General features: G+C 39.5%; 16 protein-coding genes and 1 pseudogene. 7 read left to right on the forward strand and 10 right to left on the reverse strand.

Features of this window, described 5'->3' with window-relative positions; genetic code table 11:
- Positions 1-58: 58 nt before the first annotated feature.
- The 4 genes from mutL (at position 59) to G574_RS0106470 (ending at position 4,541) form a co-directional block, all read left to right on the forward strand.
- A complete protein-coding gene (gene mutL / locus G574_RS0106455; protein WP_029691474.1) occupies positions 59-2,026 on the forward strand; it encodes a DNA mismatch repair endonuclease MutL in 1,968 nt (655 codons plus the stop codon).
- A gap of 36 nt (positions 2,027-2,062) precedes the next feature.
- Complete coding sequence (locus tag G574_RS0106460; protein ID WP_029691475.1) at positions 2,063-3,286, forward strand: MDR family MFS transporter; 1,224 nt, start codon at positions 2,063-2,065, stop codon at positions 3,284-3,286.
- 9 nt (positions 3,287-3,295) lie between these two features.
- Entirely contained in the window at positions 3,296-3,889 is a 594-nt protein-coding gene (gene ruvA / locus G574_RS0106465) for a Holliday junction branch migration protein RuvA (RefSeq protein WP_017769066.1), read from the forward strand.
- Between the two features lie 100 nt (positions 3,890-3,989).
- On the forward strand, positions 3,990-4,541 hold the full coding sequence (locus G574_RS0106470) for a DNA-3-methyladenine glycosylase I (protein ID WP_029691476.1): 552 nt from the start codon (positions 3,990-3,992) through the stop codon (positions 4,539-4,541).
- Positions 4,542-4,765: 224 nt separating this feature from the next.
- Here the strand turns inward: G574_RS0106470 and G574_RS0106475 are convergent, their stop codons facing one another.
- On the reverse strand, positions 4,766-6,688 hold the full coding sequence (locus G574_RS0106475; protein WP_029691477.1) for an ABC transporter ATP-binding protein/permease: 1,923 nt from the start codon (positions 6,686-6,688) through the stop codon (positions 4,766-4,768).
- A gap of 162 nt (positions 6,689-6,850) precedes the next feature.
- On the opposite strand from G574_RS0106475, the gene G574_RS0106480 reads away from it, so the two are divergent.
- The 3 genes from G574_RS0106480 to spx all read left to right on the forward strand — a co-directional run bounded on the left by G574_RS0106480 (position 6,851) and on the right by spx (position 10,000).
- On the forward strand, positions 6,851-8,107 hold the full coding sequence (locus G574_RS0106480) for a competence/damage-inducible protein A (protein WP_029691478.1): 1,257 nt from the start codon (positions 6,851-6,853) through the stop codon (positions 8,105-8,107).
- A 96-nt stretch (positions 8,108-8,203) separates the two neighbouring features.
- Positions 8,204-9,364: a recombinase RecA gene (gene recA / locus G574_RS0106485; RefSeq protein WP_029691479.1), complete on the forward strand. Its 1,161-nt coding sequence runs from the start codon at positions 8,204-8,206 to the stop codon at positions 9,362-9,364.
- A gap of 237 nt (positions 9,365-9,601) precedes the next feature.
- On the forward strand, positions 9,602-10,000 hold the full coding sequence (gene spx / locus G574_RS0106490; RefSeq protein ID WP_017768833.1) for a transcriptional regulator Spx: 399 nt from the start codon (positions 9,602-9,604) through the stop codon (positions 9,998-10,000).
- 52 nt (positions 10,001-10,052) lie between these two features.
- Here the strand turns inward: spx and G574_RS0106495 are convergent, their stop codons facing one another.
- From G574_RS0106495 to G574_RS0106535, 9 genes and pseudogenes are all read right to left on the reverse strand, one after another.
- A complete protein-coding gene (locus G574_RS0106495) occupies positions 10,053-11,183 on the reverse strand; it encodes an N-acetyldiaminopimelate deacetylase (protein WP_029691480.1) in 1,131 nt (376 codons plus the stop codon).
- 54 nt (positions 11,184-11,237) lie between these two features.
- A complete protein-coding gene (gene dapD, locus G574_RS0106500; protein ID WP_029691481.1) occupies positions 11,238-11,936 on the reverse strand; it encodes a 2,3,4,5-tetrahydropyridine-2,6-dicarboxylate N-acetyltransferase in 699 nt (232 codons plus the stop codon).
- Positions 11,937-12,032: 96 nt separating this feature from the next.
- Complete coding sequence (locus tag G574_RS0106505) at positions 12,033-12,581, reverse strand: DUF4352 domain-containing protein (RefSeq protein WP_029691482.1); 549 nt, start codon at positions 12,579-12,581, stop codon at positions 12,033-12,035.
- A gap of 153 nt (positions 12,582-12,734) precedes the next feature.
- A pseudogene (locus tag G574_RS10880) lies at positions 12,735-13,346 on the reverse strand (fructose-6-phosphate aldolase); the annotation flags it as partial.
- A gap of 81 nt (positions 13,347-13,427) precedes the next feature.
- Positions 13,428-13,793 carry a PTS glucitol/sorbitol transporter subunit IIA gene (locus G574_RS0106515; protein WP_029691483.1) on the reverse strand — a complete coding sequence of 122 codons (366 nt, stop codon included), beginning with the start codon at positions 13,791-13,793 and terminating at the stop codon, positions 13,428-13,430.
- A 32-nt stretch (positions 13,794-13,825) separates the two neighbouring features.
- A complete protein-coding gene (gene srlE / locus G574_RS0106520) occupies positions 13,826-14,809 on the reverse strand; it encodes a PTS glucitol/sorbitol transporter subunit IIB (protein ID WP_029691484.1) in 984 nt (327 codons plus the stop codon).
- A 21-nt stretch (positions 14,810-14,830) separates the two neighbouring features.
- Complete coding sequence (gene srlA, locus G574_RS0106525) at positions 14,831-15,373, reverse strand: PTS glucitol/sorbitol transporter subunit IIC (RefSeq protein ID WP_029691485.1); 543 nt, start codon at positions 15,371-15,373, stop codon at positions 14,831-14,833.
- Positions 15,374-15,406: 33 nt separating this feature from the next.
- On the reverse strand, positions 15,407-15,886 hold the full coding sequence (locus G574_RS0106530; protein ID WP_029691486.1) for a transcriptional regulator GutM: 480 nt from the start codon (positions 15,884-15,886) through the stop codon (positions 15,407-15,409).
- The gene (locus G574_RS0106535; protein ID WP_029691487.1) at positions 15,883-17,748 is read right to left on the reverse strand and encodes a BglG family transcription antiterminator; all 1,866 of its coding nucleotides are present in this window, start codon (positions 17,746-17,748) and stop codon (positions 15,883-15,885) included. The genes G574_RS0106530 and G574_RS0106535 overlap by 4 nt, the downstream gene beginning before the upstream one ends.
- Positions 17,749-17,765 lie beyond the last annotated feature (17 nt).

The following is a 17,765-nucleotide window of genomic DNA, read 5'->3' on the forward strand; positions in this document are numbered from 1 at the left end:
GTCGTCGGCTAGCCTTAGTTTTATGATATAATAGAAAACAATGCAAAGTGAGGGAAGTATGAGTCAGATTATTGAATTACCAGAAGTTCTTGCCAATCAGATCGCTGCTGGTGAGGTCATTGAACGTCCTGCTAGTGTTGTCAAAGAATTGGTTGAAAATGCTATTGATGCTCAGGCTAATCAAATCAGCATTGTGATTGAAGAATCTGGTTTAAAACAGATCGCTATCACGGATAATGGCGTCGGCATGGCGCAAGATGATATGGTATTGAGTTTGAGACGTCATGCAACTAGCAAAATTAAGAATCAGGCAGATCTATTTCGTATCAGGACACTTGGTTTTCGTGGTGAGGCTTTGCCTTCTATAGCTTCCATTAGTCAGTTGACGATGGAAAGTGCAACTGCAGAGGGGATTTCTGGCTACCGTTTGGTGGCTAAAGGGGGACTTATTGACTCTGTAGAGCCTTTTTCAAGACCTGTTGGAACCAAAATTGTCGTTGAAGATCTTTTTTACAATACCCCTGCCCGGTTGAAGTACCTTAAGAGTTTGCAGGCAGAATTAGCCCATATTGTCGATATTATTAATCGTCTCAGTTTGGCACATCCTGAGGTTTCCTTTACGCTAATGAGCGATGGGCGACAGATGATCAACACAGCAGGTACGGGTGACTTAAAGCAGGCCATCGCTGGTATTTACGGTCTTAATATAGCTAAAAAAATGGTGGAGATTTCTGCAGCAGACCTTGATTTCGAAGTCTCTGGCTATGTCAGCCTTCCTGAGTTAACTCGAGCCAATCGCAACTATATTACGCTATTGATCAATGGTCGTTATATTAAAAATTTCCTTCTGAATCGTGCTATTCTGGATGGTTATGGTTCTAAGTTGATGGTAGGGCGATTTCCGATTGCAGTGATTGATATTCAAATAGACCCTTATTTGGCTGATGTCAATGTTCATCCCACTAAACAGGAAGTTCGCATTTCAAAAGAGCGAGAGCTGATGGGTTTGATCAACACAGCCATCAAAGAAGCACTTCGCGAGCAGGATTTGATTCCTGATGCTTTGGAAAATCTAGCTAAAACAGCAACCCAAAAAGGAAATAAGCCGGTTCAGACGAGCTTGTCCCTCAAGCAATCTCATCTCTATTATGATGCTGATAAGCAGGATTTTGTGACAAAACCCAATATTCTTGAAGAGTCACCACAATTTACAACAGCAAAGGATGTTGACAAATTTGACAACAACATTGACAAAGGTGTAAATTCCACAGAAAGTGCCTCACTAAAGGTTAAATTTGCGGAACGAGATCCTGATCTGCTTCATAATGATGAGCATGAACATTTAGATTTTCAAAATCAGTCTAAAATCAATCGGATGATTGATAAGTTAGAAAACGAGGAAACCTCAACGTTTCCAGAACTTGATTATTTTGGTCAAATGCATGGAACATATCTCTTCGCCCAGGGCAAGGGAGGACTGTATATCATTGATCAGCATGCCGCTCAAGAGCGGGTTAAGTACGAATACTATCGCGACAAAATCGGTGATGTTGACAGCTCCTTACAGCAGTTATTAGTCCCATATTTATTTGAATTTTCCGCGGCTGATTTTTTGAATTTACAAGAGAAAATGGCCATGTTAAATCAAGTAGGGATTAATTTGGAGGTCTATGGTGATAATACCTTTATCCTACGCGAACATCCGATTTGGATGAAGGAAGAGGAGATTGAGTCTGGTGTTTATGAGATTTGTGACATGCTCCTTTTAACCAATGAAGTTTCGATTAAGAAATACCGCGCTGAGTTGGCGATTATGATGTCTTGTAAACGATCTATCAAGGCCAATCATATCATCGATGATTATTCGGCTCGGAATTTAATCTACCAATTGTCACATTGTCAGAACCCTTACAATTGTCCGCATGGACGACCTGTTTTGATTAATTTTTCAACTGCAGATATGGAAAAAATGTTTAGACGTATTCAAGAGAATCATACCAGCTTAAGAGATTTAGGGAAATATTAAGTTGACAATTGTGTCAATAAGGTGTCAATAGAGATTATGAGAGAATTTTTTAACCTGCCGAAGCAGTTACAGTGGCGGGAGGAGTTGCGTTTCCTATCGATTATTTTGGGGAGTGCGATTTTTCCTTTTATGTCCATGTATTATGTGCAGTATTTTGGGGCCTTTATCACGGGTTTGTTAGTGATCATCACGCAAATCGTTAGTTTTATTGGGATTTTATATGGTGGTCATTTATCGGATTCTTTGGGTCGGAAAAAGGTGACAGATATTGGCAATTTTGGTGTTTTTCTAGGCTATATTTTGACCACGTTGGCCAATATTCCAGGCCACATTCAGCCTTTCTTAACTTTTGTAGGTATTTTTATGGTTGAGGTGGCTTCTAACTTTGCGCATCCAGCTTATGAAGCCATGTTGATTGACCTCACGACAGAGGAAAATCGTCGGTTTGTGTACACCATTAACTATTGGTTAATAAATGTCGCTGTTATGATGGGGGCAGGTATTGCAGGTGCTTTCTACGATCACCACTTCTTTGAACTGCTATTAGTGATGACGACTATTGCAGGTTTTTCCTATGTGATCATGTTTTGGAAATTTCAAGAAACGAGACCAGATGGCTTCGTTTTTGAACACGGTAAAGGTCTCACAGCGACTTTCCGAAACTACGGTGAGGTCGTGAAAGATACTGTTTTTATGGTGTATACGATGGGAACTATTCTTTTTGCGGCGGTTTGGGGTCAAGTTGATAACTATATTCCCATTCATTACAAGACGATCTATCAAGAGACAACTTTATTGGGTATGCCTATCAGTGGACCAAAGTTGCTTAGCTTAGCTGTTTTGATTAATACAGTCATGATCGTCCTTCTGATGACGGCTGTCAATCGCCTTACCCAGCAAATGAAGTTGTTACCTCAGCTGATTACGGGGGCAATAGTTTTTGCAATAGGTATTTTTGGCGCCTTAACCTTTAAAACACTGCTTCCCATTCTCTTTGCGGCAGTTGTCTATACGATTGGTGAAATGATCTATATACCAGCTAATCAAGTGCTTCGTGTCAAGATGATGGATGACAACAAGATTGGTTCTTATTCAGGCTTTTTAGCGATTTCCCAACCATTAGGAATTATTATTGCTGGAGCGATGGTCTCTCTCAGTGAGTTTACAGGTGCTATCGGTGTTCAACTAACTTTTGTTGCTGTAGCTTCATTGGGACTTTATCTTATGGTGCATTCGGCCAAGTTGCACCATCTTTCTTAAGGAGAATTCATGTACGATTATATCAAAGGCAGATTAACAAAAATCACTGCTAAGTTTATTGTAGTAGAGGCGGGCGGATTGGGCTACATTATCTATGTTGCTAATCCTTATTCCTTTTCAGACAGCGTCAATCAAGACGTGCAGATTTACGTGCACCATGTGGTTAGAGAAGATGCCCATCTTCTTTTTGGTTTTCATACGGATGATGAAAAAGATGTTTTTCTCAAGTTGATTTCAGTCTCAGGGATTGGTCCGATGACGGCACTTGCTATTGTGGCTGTGGATGATAATGAAGGTTTGGTCAATGCTATTGATACAAGCGATATCAAATACTTGATGAAATTCCCTAAAATTGGCAAGAAAACGGCCCAACAAATGATCCTTGATTTAGCCGGAAAATTTGTTGAGACACCTGTGGAAAATGACAAAGCATCAAAAGCAAAAAGCGTTGCAACAAATGAGCCGTTGGATGAAGCTATGGAAGCTCTGCTAGCTCTAGGCTACAAAGCTAGCGAACTCAAGAAAATCAAGGCCTTCTTTGAGGGGACAAATGAGACAGCAGAGCAGTATATCAAGTCAGCTCTGAAAATGCTGATGAAATAGCATCCTAGACAAAAGCTAATAGCTACAGACGATGCTCGAAGGCTTGTGGTAAGTGCTTTGTTTATGAGCATTAATCGGTTATAGAAGATGGAGGTTTCACATGAAACGTTGTTCCTGGGTTAAGGAAACTAATCCGCTTTATATTGCTTATCATGATGAAGAGTGGGGGAAACCGCTTCATGAGGAAAAGGCCCTATTTGAACTGCTTTGCATGGAAACCTATCAAGCAGGCTTGTCATGGGAGACTGTTCTGAATAAACGGCAAGCTTTTCGTGAGTGTTTTTATTATTATGACATTCATCAGGTAGCCAATATGACAGATGCTGAGCTAGACGCCCTTTTAGAAAATTCGGCTATTATTCGACACCGCCTCAAACTTTATGCAACAAGGGCCAACGCACAGGCCTTCTTAGACATACAAAAGATTCACGGGTCATTTGATAGTTATATCTGGTCTTTTGTCAATGGAACGCCAGGGGTTCATGATGTGACAGACTACCATCAAGTTCCCGCCAAAACAGAGTTATCCCAAACAATATCCAAGGCACTTAAAAAAGCTGGCTTCAAGTTTGTTGGACCTGTTGCTGTCCAATCTTTTTTACAAGCAGCGGGCTTGGTTAACGACCATGAGAATGATTGTAACTTTAAATAATTCAGAGTTGACAAAAACTTGACAAAGCTGTCAACTAACCAAAAAAGGAAGCGGAAAAAGTATCGATACTCTATTGAATTCGTTCTTAATATCCCTACACAGCTGAGTAAAACTGTAAAAAACGGTGATATCAGCAAATAAGGAACCACTTGCCCATTAGATCTTATTAAACTTTTCTTAAGAAAAAGGCTGGGATTTTCCCAGTCTTTTTGAAATTATTGAATTTATTCAGCAGCTAGAGCTTCGATTGGATTGAGTCGGGCAGCCTTGCTGGCAGGTGCAATGCTAGCAATTAGTGCAATTAAGATACCGATAATAACGGTAACGATGACAGCTGTTGGAGAGATTTGAATGATTTCTGATTTAATTGTCCCGTAAACCAGCTTGTTAACGGCTATTTGTGCCAAAAAGGCTGTGATAATAGCTAGAATGTTTGCGGAAATCCCAAGTAGTAAACTTTCGTTGATAAAGAGACGGCGAATATCTTTGCGACGAGCTCCCATAGCACGTAAAATACCAATTTCTTTTGTTCGTTCAGAAACACTCATATAAGTGGTTGCGATGATCATCAGGATGCTCACTAAGAGTGAGATGCCTGCAATAAGGGCTAAGACAACACTAACAATGTAGGTGACTTGTACGATACTATCTAAAATATCACCGATACTGGCGACGCGGAAACGATTCTGTCCATTATTTTTGAGATTTCGAACAGCTTTTTGAGCCGCTTTGGTGTTGTTGAGGTCATCAACAGAAGCTGTTACAAAATTAGGTTCAAGATCGATATTGGCTTTGTTTGCCGCACCTTGTAAATCACCATAATTAACCATGTTATAGCTAGTGCTGGTTCCTGAAACAGTCAAGTCCTGTGTTAGCATACCTTTATCACCTAAGGGGAGGGTTAAGGTAACGGTTTTTCCAACAATTTTTTGAAACGATTTGCCGACAAGGCGTTTCGCTTGCGTTTCGGATAAGACGATTTCACCTGTTTTGGGATACTGTTTATTGGAAATACTATCTGCTAATAAGGTAGCATTTTTAGTAATCAGGTTGTTTGGTCCCTCTTGCTCGGTTTGACTCGACTGGGTTTTAGCATTAGCTTCCTGTCCTTTAAGCGTTACTTGGAAAGCAGGTGACATATAGCCTTTTTCGACTTTAGTGACATGCTTAACTTTGGCAACATCAGTCGCATCTTGCTCACTCATGCTAGATTGATCGGGTTTGAAAACTTGGAAAGCCTTAGGATTGGCGATGCCATCAATAAAACTATTCATGTAATTGGTGGCGCCATTTCCGAGACCAAGGAAAAACATGACTGAGAATAGCCCGATAGCTGTCCCAATGGTTATCATGAGATTTTGTTTCCAAGCATTTCGAAAGTGGGCAAAGGCCATTTTCCAAATATCTCGTGTTTTGAGTGGACGAGCTGCAAATTCTTTTTGAGGAGCCGACTGACTAAAGGGTTCTCGAAGGCGTTCATCACCGATGACGCGACCATCAGCCAGACGGACAATGCGAGAGCCAGTATCAGCTACCTCTTGGGAGTGGGTAACGACAATCACTGTTTTGCCGCTTTTGGCAATCCCTTGTAAGAGTTTGAGGACTTCCTTGGTGTTTTGGCTATCTAAAGCTCCAGTAGGCTCATCAGCGATAATAATGTCAGGATCACTGGCTAGAGCGCGTGCGATAGCTACCCGTTGCTTTTGGCCACCAGATAGTTGGGCTGGTTTTTTTCTACGGTGTTCATAAAGCCCGACTTGCTTGAGAAGTTCTTCGGCTCTTTTGACCTGTTCTTTGTGACTTAGCTTAGTCATCTGTAGGCTGGTCATGACATTTCCTAAGACGCTAAGGTAATTAATTAGGTTAAAGGATTGAAAGATAAAGCCAATGGTATCACGTCGGTATTGATCCATGGACTTTTCTTTCTTATCTTTTTGACGCTGGCCATTGATAATAACGTCACCATCGTATGATCTGTCCAAACCACCGATGATGTTCATAAGGGTTGATTTTCCGCCGCCAGATTCTCCAAGAATGGAAATAAAATCCCCTTGGTCAAAAGTGAGGTCAATCCCTTTTAAAACAGGGAATTCTTCTTTACCTAGGTAGTAGGATTTATGAATATGTTGTAAGCTTAAGGTTGACATACTTTCTCCTGATCATCTTTTAATGCAAAAGCGTAAGGTATTTAAACTGCTTACTAGTGTAACGCAATTTTCAGAAAAAATCAGTTATTTTACATAAACTAAAAGTTTGTCAAATTGTGATAAAATAAAAACAAGTTTTCGAATAATGAAGTAGGTGGATATATGAAAGCAGAGCTTATCGCCGTTGGCACAGAGATCTTAACTGGTCAAATCGTGAATACCAATGCGCAATACCTGTCCGAAAAAATGGCAGAAATCGGTGTGGATGTCTATTTTCAAACGGCCGTTGGAGATAATGAGGATCGCTTGAAGACTGTTATTGATCAGGCTTCTAAACGCAGTGATTTGGTGATCTTATGCGGGGGGCTAGGGCCGACCGAAGATGACTTAACCAAACAAACCCTTGCAACCTATCTTGGTCGTGACTTAGTATTTGATACGGGTGCAGAAGAAAAGCTATCTGCATTCTTTGAGACACGTCCTCAATATGCTAGAACGCCAAATAATGAACGCCAGGCGCAGATCATTGAAGGGTCAATTCCCATTCCTAATATCACCGGTTTAGCCGTAGGTGGTTTGGTCAGTGTTGATGGTGTGACTTACGTGGTTTTACCAGGACCTCCTAGTGAACTCAAGCCGATGGTTCGAGAAAGTCTTGTTCCCTTACTATCAAAGAGTGGTGAGCGATTGTATTCGCGCGTGTTACGCTTCTTTGGTATTGGTGAAAGTCAGTTGGTGACCGTTTTAGCTGACCTGATTGCACAACAGACAGATCCGACGCTGGCACCTTATGCTAAAACAGGTGAAGTGACTTTGCGTTTGTCGACTAAAGCTCCGAATCAGGCGGTTGCGGATGCGAAACTAGATGCTCTCGAGCAGCAGATTTTAAGAACTGACGGCCTAGATGGTGTGCCATTACAAACCTCTTTATATGGCTATGGTGAGGACAATTCCTTGTCACAAGTGACGGTTGAGTTGCTAAAAGACAAGCATCAGTCACTTACAGCGGCTGAAAGTTTAACAGCTGGCCTTTTTCAATCAAGGATTGCTGATGTGGCTGGTGCATCTCAGGTTTTTCAAGGTGGGTTTGTGACCTATAGTTTAGAACAAAAAGCAGCAATGTTAGGCATTTCAGAGGAAGATTTACACACTCATGGTGTTGTGAGTGATTTTACTGCAAGAGCTATGGCAGAAGCGGCGCGTGAAAAAGTTGGTTCAGACTTGGCAGTCTCTTTAACAGGTGTTGCAGGTCCAGATGATCTGGAGGGTCAGCCAGTCGGTACGGTCTTTATTGCCTTAGCTAGCTCCAAAGGCACTGAGGTGAGAAAGGTGCATATCGGTGGCCGCAGTCGATCGGATATTCGTCAAATTGCAGTCTTACATGCCTTGAATTTGGTTAGACAAACACTGTTGACATGATTATCTCCACTTAATTTGTTATAATAGAAAGGCTGAGTATTACCATGGGAGGGCTGCGTGTAGTTGCCATTCCCGATACAAGATGAGGAGACTATTTTGGCTAAAAAACAAAAAAAATTAGATGATATTTCTAAAAAATTTGGCGAAGAACGCCAGAAAGCACTTGATGATGCCTTAAAAATCATCGAAAAGGATTTCGGTAAAGGTGCCATCATGAAGCTTGGTGAACGTGCGGAACAAAAGGTTCAGGTGATGAGTTCAGGATCGTTGGCACTTGATATTGCGCTTGGTGCAGGTGGTTACCCTAAAGGTCGTATCATTGAAATTTATGGCCCAGAGAGTTCTGGTAAGACAACGGTTGCCCTTCATGCGGTTGCTCAAGCTCAAAAAGAAGGTGGTATTGCGGCCTTTATCGATGCCGAGCATGCTTTGGATCCAGCCTATGCTCAAGCGCTTGGAGTCAATATTGATGAGTTGCTCTTATCACAACCTGACTCTGGAGAGCAAGGACTTGAAATCGCTGGTAAATTGATTGATTCAGGTGCGGTTGATTTGGTCGTTGTCGACTCTGTTGCGGCTCTTGTGCCACGAGCTGAGATCGATGGAGATATCGGCGATAGCCACGTTGGTTTGCAGGCGCGTATGATGAGCCAAGCGATGCGTAAACTATCAGCTTCTATCAATAAGACTAAAACCATTGCTATCTTTATCAACCAGTTGCGTGAAAAAGTTGGGGTCATGTTTGGTAATCCAGAAACAACTCCAGGTGGACGTGCTTTGAAGTTTTATTCATCAGTGCGTTTAGACGTTCGTGGTAATACGCAAATTAAAGGGTCTGGTGATAAAAAAGACCAGAATGTTGGTAAAGAAACTAAAATCAAGGTTGTTAAAAACAAAGTTGCACCACCTTTTAAAGAAGCATTTGTGGAAATCATGTACGGTGAGGGAATCTCTCGTACAGGGGAATTGGTTAAAATTGCCAGTGATTTAGGGATCATCCAAAAAGCAGGGGCTTGGTTCTCTTACAATGGTGAAAAGATTGGTCAAGGTTCTGAAAACGCTAAAAAATATTTGGCTGAAAATCCAGAAGTCTTTGATGAAATTGACCAAAAAGTTCGTGTCCATTTCGGTTTGATCGAAGCGCCAGAAGAAGCAGACAAAGCTGATGCTGCTAAAGACCAGGAGCAAGCAAGCGAAAACTCTCAAGCAGATGAGTTGGTTTTAGATTTAGATACTGAAATCGAAATTGAGGAGTGATAAGGTCCGGGTGACCTTATCAGCCCCGTTCAACCTAGCTATTTCTTGCTTGTAGAAACTGTAAAAGAATTCAGGGATTTCTTGAATTCTTTTTTCATAGGTTAAGAAAAGTTTAAGTTTTTATCTATTTTTACAGTAATTTCTTGACAAAATCAAAAATAGGTCCAGAGACCTATATCTTTGTAAGATGTGAGATGCTATAATAAACCTATCATGGGATAGAAAGTGAGAATGTACATGATTAAAATTTATACCATCTCAAGTTGCACGAGCTGTAAGAAAGCAAAAACCTGGCTCAATGCGCATAAGCTCCCTTATAAAGAACAGAACTTAGGAAAAGAAACACTTACTAAAGAAGAGATCTTGGCTATTTTGGCTAAAACAGAAAATGGCATTGAGAGTATTGTCTCTTCGAAAAACCGCTATGCTAAAGCGTTGAACTTTGATATCGAGGACCTTCCTCTCAGTCAAGTGATTGATTTGATTCAGGAAAATCCACGTATTTTGAAGAGCCCTATTTTGATTGATGATAAGCGTCTTCAGGTTGGTTATAAGGAAGATGATATTCGCGCCTTCTTACCGCGAAATATCCGCAATGTTGAGAACGAACAGGCACGATTACGCGCAGCTTTATAAGAAAAATAACAGGAAAAAACGTCTGGTCAATGTGGCTAGACGTTCTTTTATTTTAGTGGCTTTTAGCTCTTAAGAAGTCAGAGATATGAGAAACACCAAAGGAAAGTGCTTTTTCATTTGGGCTCATTTTAGCATGATGTAGTGGGTAGGGGGTATCAATACCGAGCCAAAACATAACTCCTGGAATTTTATTTAAGAGATAACCAAAATCTTCTCCAGTCATGGCTGGTAGACAATCGATGAGGTTAATCTCCGGAGCATTTTGGAAGAAGGTCATGAGTTCCTGAGCAAGAGTAGGATCGTTTTCTACAGGGAGATAACCGCTAGGTTGTAGTTTGATATCAACTGCCATGCCAAAGCTTGCCGCTACTCCTTCAGCAATTGCTCGAACCCGATTTTGGATATGAAGGTTCATGTCTTGACTCAGTGCCCGGATAGTTCCGTGGAGTTTAGCCGTTTCTGAAATGACGTTATTGGTAGTCCCCGCATGCATGGAACCAATAGTGACAACCCCACCTTCAATCGGATCGACATTACGGCTGACAACTGTTTGAACCTGTGTGATAAAGTAAGCTGCCGCTACGAGAGCATCATTGGATTGGTGTGGAAAGGCTGCATGTCCACCTTTGCCCTTGAAAGTGATCTCTATTGTACAAGTTCCTGCAAATAGCGTTCCAGTGTTTGTTGCAATATCGCCAACGTTTAGATCAGGCCGAACATGAAGCCCGTAGAATTCATCTGGTTTCCAGTCGCCAAAGGCGCCGTCTTCATACATAAGCATACCGCCGGCAAGATTTTCCTCTGCGGGTTGGAAGAGAAAGAGCAAGTTTTCTTTGGGTTGTATCTGTGTCAGTTGTTCAAGCAATCCTAGAGCAATAGTCATGTGCATGTCGTGACCACAAGCATGCATACGACCATCATGCTGACTAGCGAAATCTAAACCTGTTTCCTCAGTAATTGGTAGACCATCGATATCTGTGCGCCAGCCAATGGTTTTTGTCGCGGCATAACCCTCAATAAAGACGAGTATGCCTGTTTGCCATGTTTTTTGCTTGATAAAGGGTTTGTCTTTGGTTAATTCGTCAATTCTTGCGAGGAGATAGGCTTGGGTTTTGAATTCTTCTAAGCCGATTTCAGGGATTTGATGAAGGTCTCGTCTAATTTGGATTAAATCTAAAGCCATAATAATACTTCCTAGTGGTGATAAAAGCTGAGCATTGCTCAGCTTTCTTAGTTTTTAGAGGTTACGAAGAGCATCTTCCAGTGCAGTTTTTTGTTGGGTTTTTTCATCAATTTCTTTAATAACTCGTGCAGGAACTCCCGCTACAACCACGTTTTCTGGAACATCTTGAGTGACGATTGCGCCTGCAGCAACCACAGCACCATTACCGATTTGAACACCTTCGATAACGACAGCATTAGCTCCGACAAGAACATTGTCACCGACGCGAACAGGCTCTGCCGAAGCAGGCTCGATGACACCGGCAAGAACGGCACCTGCACCGATGTGGCTATTTTTTCCAACCGTTGCGCGGCCACCTAGGATAGCTCCCATATCAATCATAGTACCTGAACCAATCTCAGCTCCAATATTGATGACAGCTCCCATCATAACGACGGCATTGTCTTTGATGGTTACTTGATCACGGATGATAGCTCCTGGCTCAATACGCGCATTGAGATGACGCTTGTCTAGAAGGGGAACGGCGGAATTGCGGCCATCTTGTTCGACGACATAGTCGACATTTTCAGTTAGGTTAGTCAGTAGTGGCTCAATATCTTTCCAATCACCAAAAAGCACATTGCCTAACTTGGTCACTGATGCTGGGACCTCAGTTGCTAAATTTCCTTCAAAAGTCACCTTAACATTGGTTTTCTTTTCAGCGTTTCCGATAAAAGCAATAATTTCTTGTGCCGACATTTTTTGTGCAGTCATGAGTATCTCCTTGAACGTTAATGCTCTTATTATATCAAATAGTCAGAAAATTTGAAAACAAATGAGTAAAAAAGACCTCGCTAGGAGGTCGGAAGGTTATTTATTTAAATTGACGAGACCTGTTTCTGTTCCCCAGAAGCCAGTTTGAACTTGTAATTGGAGAGCAGGGTCGCTAACAACCTCAGGAGTAATATCGAAAACAACATTGCTTGTTAAAGAATTTCCTGGATTTATTTCCTCTAGAAAGAAACTATTGTCATCATTTGCGTATATCGCAGCGGTTGAGTCGCTTTTATACTCAGTTTTTCCTTTGTATAGCTTGAAGAAATCATCGCTGACGCTAAGAGCCTCATCACCGTTATTTTTGATTGTTATATTGACTAAGAGAAAGACACCGCTAGCTGTCTCATTAAGGAATTCATCACCAACAGTATTAGTTTGAGACAGGGAATTTACGGTGTATTCAACATCTCCTACTTTAAATGTTTGTCCCACAGAATAAGTTTTTTTCTTCTTACTTTTCTTCTTTTTCGTTTTGGCTTCAACTGTTTTAGGTTGAAAGGGTGTTATAAATGTTTCACTAAAGCTTGCAAAACCAAGTAGACTAATTGCAACTATTGAGATGAAAACTTTTCTTGATTTCATAATTAATCTCCTTTATAGATTAAAATATTTTCACAAAAATTATATCAATGTCTAGATGTCTAGTCAAGCCTGTCACAAGTGGTTTTACAGCGTTTTCAAAAAAATATCCTAAGGGTCTCAAAAAGCCCCTTTCGGGGCTTTTTATGCATAGACTTACAGTTGATTAATCTGCTTTTCTCCGTGAATAGCCTTCCAATCCAATTGAAAATCATCGATTGCTTTTAATATGGTATTTGAAGAAAGCAGTTGTTCGACTAATTCAGGTGAAAAGGTGATTGCTTGAGCTCCAGAATCAAAGGTAGCATTGATTTGCTCAATAGTTTTGTAACTAGCTCCTAAAATTTTACTGTTACTGTTGGTGCGCTCTATTTCTTGACGAAGAGATAGAACGACGTTTTTTGAATTAGTTCCTAAGATTTCCATACGGTTGTAATAAGGTGCTAAATAGTCAACTCCTGAGGCAATAGCAAGAAAACCTTGTAATTTTGTGTAAATAGCAGTTGCTGTAACATTGATTTTTTGTTTTTTAAGTTCTTTAATTGCTTTTAGTCCTTCAATAGTGACGGGAACTTTGATGTATACTGATGAGTCTATGGCATCTAAAATAGCATGAGCTTCTTTGAGCATTTCTTCAGAAGTCGTAGCAGTTACCTGAACATGGAGAGTTTGTTCGATGCCGATTATATCTCTGATTTTTCTAAGGTGAGCAAAGAAGTCAATCGATCCTTCTTTTTTTAAGATTGATGGATTGGTTGTTACGCCACTAAGGGGTAATACATTTTACAAGGTTTTAATTTTAGAAATATTTGCAGTATCTATTAGTAATTCCATAGGTTCGATGACCTCTTAATCTATAATTTTAACAAGTGTACCGGTGTTTAAGTCAGGAAGCTCTTCTGCTGAAACATGTAGAGTGCCCGGCAAAGAACCCTCTTTAGATCCGTCAAAAGCAATGGTAATATGGCCTAAATTATTAAGGTTTTTTTCAACAATTTCTCCGACTGCTGTGATTGGAAAAGATTTGTCATTAATTAAGACTGTTCCCCCTGGTCGTATTGAACCAGATAAGTTTTTGTTATCAATTGTAAAACAGTATTCTGCTAAGTCAGCTGGAGCACCTTCTCCGAAGAGGATAATCATGTTAGCACCTTCAAGCATACCTTTGGCTTCGGGCCCAACAGCTGTCACAGTGGTTTCAAAAATAGTTGGCATAATACATTTCTTTCTAATTATTTTAATTAAGTTTATTGGTAGAGTCCGATGCTCGCAATCCATGCAACAAGTACACGAGGGACACCGTTCAAGAATCGAGAGTAAAGAACAGAAGGGACACCAACTTCAACAGTTTCTGACTCAGCTTCAGACAAACCAAGGGCAACCGGGATAAAGTCGCATCCATTTTGTGTATTGATAGCAAAGAGAGCTGGAAGAGCCATCTGTGGAGGGATATTTCCTTTTCCAATTTCCACGCCAATCAGTGTTCCAATGATTTGGGAAATAACAGCCCCAGGACCTAAGAGTGGTGATAAGAAAGGTAATGAGCAGATGAAGCCAATGATGACTAGTCCCCATACATTACCAGCTAGTGGAACCATTAATTTTGCTATCCAATTACCAACACCAGAGCCATTAATTATCCCAATGAGAAGTGAAACAAAGGCCATAAAAGGAAGGATAGTGTTAAGCATGGTCTGAATGGCGTCACGTGCTGCTTGATTAAAGATAGCAACAATTTTTCCTGCACCCATACCAATACGTGCAACAAAGCTTTGTTCAGCACGTTGTTCGGTGATTTTCTTAGAGGTATCATAAGTATTGGTTTTGGTTGGATTAGTTGCTATTGTTGTCGCGTTTTCAGAAGTAGATGAAATTTGCTCCAATCCAACAGCAGAAACATAAATGCCCTCAGTAATATACTGTGCTAAGGGACCAGATTTACCTGTTGCAATGACGTTGATTGTAGGGATACCTTTTTTAGGATAGATGCCACAACGTAGTGTACCGCCACAATCTATAATAGCCAAAGCAATTTCATTATCTGGGATAGAGGTTTTAAATCCATTGACGGGTTCCATACCGGTTAAATCAGCAATTTTATCGACAATTGCTGGCTTTTCGCCACCACCAACAATATAAATGAACTTGTGCTTCTCTTCTGTTGGTGTAATAACTAATGGTCCTCCAAAACCACCACTACCTTTAAGAACTTTAATGCTATTATATGTCATAACTTTTCTCCTATTCTATTCTTAATTCAATGTTTTGCTTAATGTTACACCTTGTTGTTTACATACCCAAGCAGTTGTAAAGTCTGTAACCCAACCAGAAAAGAAATTCATTAGAATCCCAACAAGCATATAACGAATAGCTAAATCCATTGTGTTTAACCCAAGTGTCTCAATACCGGAAGCGATTCCTAACCAAACAAATAACTCACCTGGATTAATATGTGGAAATACACCATTAGATGTATGACAGAACTGCATTTGAGAAGCGACATAGCCTGGTTTGTAGAACTCTGGCATAAATCGTCCCATTGAAATAGCCATTGGATTACCAAGCATAAAAGCAGAAATAAATGGTAATATCATGTAGCGACTAATAGGGTTTTTAGCTGAAATTTGTGCTAATTTATTAACTTTATCTTCTCCAAGTAAAGCAATAAATGCATTCATAGCGACTAAGAGCATAAGGACAACAGGAACAATTCCAGTCATCCAACTGATAAAGGTCTCTCCACCAAGCTGAAAGAGCTTCATAAATCCTTCTGCAAAACGGATAATATAATCCATATTCTCCTCCTTTTTGAGTATGACTCTAATAATCTATTGTTTTGTTACTTGAGACTTTAAATGTGTTACTAGTAGTTTAATATTGTTTTTGGTATCGGCTATTAAATTTTGTTGTCTCCTCTCTGTATAAGTTCCAGCATCGATTGTTAGAAATACATTTCTAGCGTCTTCGATGGCAATTTGTGTTAATTTATTTTCTTGACGAACCGTTGGATGATAGTGATCAAGATAATGTAAATCTTGGTTTACGTACTGAGGAAGCTCTTTGAAGTGTGCTCCCACTGTAACTCCTTGCATTTTTCTAGCATCTAAAATGATTCCGCTGCTATCTATAGCAAACATAACAATCGTTCCAGATTTAATTTTTCCTGATCGACGACCAATTGCTACGCGCCCTTTTTGGCGTAATTCATGATAAACTTCATTAAAGTGTTTAAGCTGTCTCATGCCAAGTATGATTTGAAAGACGTAGGCAAGAGCAATAATGATTGTTAGTACAATAATAGGGCTCATTCTAATACTCCTTTATCTTGAATCAAAGAGTGAAATGCTTCAATGGTTTTGATAGATTTGAGTTCCTTTTTTAAGTCCGAGTTATTTGCTATTCGAAAGATATCATCATAAAGGCTTAGCAATTCTGATTCTATTTGGGAGTTTACCTTGTCAGGAATAGCTAGCATAAAAATGAAATCTACTTTTCCTAATTCAGATTCATAGGGTTCTTCTAGTATTCCTACGAGAAATATCACTTTAGAGTTAGGATGAGTAGTGTGAGGAAAAGCAATGTTGTTACCAAATATAGTTGATTGTTTTTCCTCTCTCTTTAAAATACGTTGATAGAATGCTATATCAACGTCCTCTTCTTGATATAGAAAGTTAGACATCTCGCTTAAATAATCGAAGTAATGATTTTGAATTGTTAAATACATCAACTTTGATTCAATCCATTGAAATTTATTTTGTTTCCATTCATTAGCTTCCTCCCACTGATTTCTCAACCAATGATCATCAAATAAGTTTGTAATTTGAATGACTGGGGTAGATAAATGTTGGAGTTTGAGGGGAATTGTTGTGAAGATTGCGGAATATCTCTCAGCTTTGTTGGGATTAAAGGTTTCTTCTGAATATTGGTCAATGACAATCTCGTTCCCTAATACTCTCCGGAGTTGCCTATTAATCATTGTGGCTGTGCCACGTCCAGTTGTACAAACTACTGCAATCTTTCGTTGCTCATATGAGAGAGAATTATCAATCTCTCGTAATCCCATTTCAAAGTATAGTGCTAGATAGCTAATTTCAGAGCTTTCGATAGGATAATTAAAAAGATTTTCTAAAATGGTGGAAGCCTTGCTAGCCAGTTGATAGGCAAGAGGATATTTCTTTTTGATTTCACCATAAAATAAATCTGAAGCTTGAGAATGAAACATTAAGCGATTGATTAAAAATTTGAGGTGAGTGTGTATGTCTATAAAAAGCTTATCAATGTTAATTCTTAAATCAAAAGATTCTTTTATTTGGCAGATCATTTGATCGAATATGTTTAGTACAATATCATTTGAGGATTTCTGATAGTCTAGACTATCAATGTATTGTATATTCAATGGAAATGAAAGAAAATCTTGCTCATATTGACTAAGTGAAATATGATATGTTAGTTCAATATGAGACACAATTTCTTCTACAATGTCACTATACTTTAATCCATTGCAGAAGTAGGGAATAGGTTGGTCTAGAGTCTGATGTTCCTTTAAACGTAAAATACTGATGTCAATTACTTTTGAGAGTAGTTCTTGGATGTGTAGTGGAAGGTTATACTTTTGATATATCAGTTTTAGAAATTCTCTAGACTCAATTGTAAGATTTGTGATATCAAAATAAGAATATACATTATGACAATAGAGGAGTCGGAGTTCCAATTCTTCACCTTCAGCAGTAATTCCAATATTAGGCCTTCCGGAGATTTTTATCTGATAATCTTTCGCCAAATCTTTGACTTTTTTTAAATCTTTATTAATGGTTGTTCGGCTGACACCGACTTTTTCTGCTAGATCATCAATTAGAATGGGGACTGAGCTTTGAATTAGCTGTTTGATAATGAAAGATGCTCGTTTACTAGAAGAATTAAAATCGCTTTTTTTGCGAAGACTCCCAGTTAGAATATCTTCAAAACGTTGATAGTCAAGAACTTGCAAATAAAGGTAGTTATTATCAATTTTTATTAATGCATCATTATTTAATACGTCATTTAACTGGTCGATGGTATTTAGTAGTGTTTTATGACTAATTCCTAATTCTTTTTGAATCTGACCTATTGGAAGATGCGGTTGACGCACTAGACTATTTAATATTTGATACCAACGATTAATAATTGCCAATTTGCAACCTTTCTAAA

It is taken from the genome of Streptococcus hyovaginalis DSM 12219, assembly GCF_000420785.1.
Lineage (GTDB): Bacteria > Bacillota > Bacilli > Lactobacillales > Streptococcaceae > Streptococcus > Streptococcus hyovaginalis.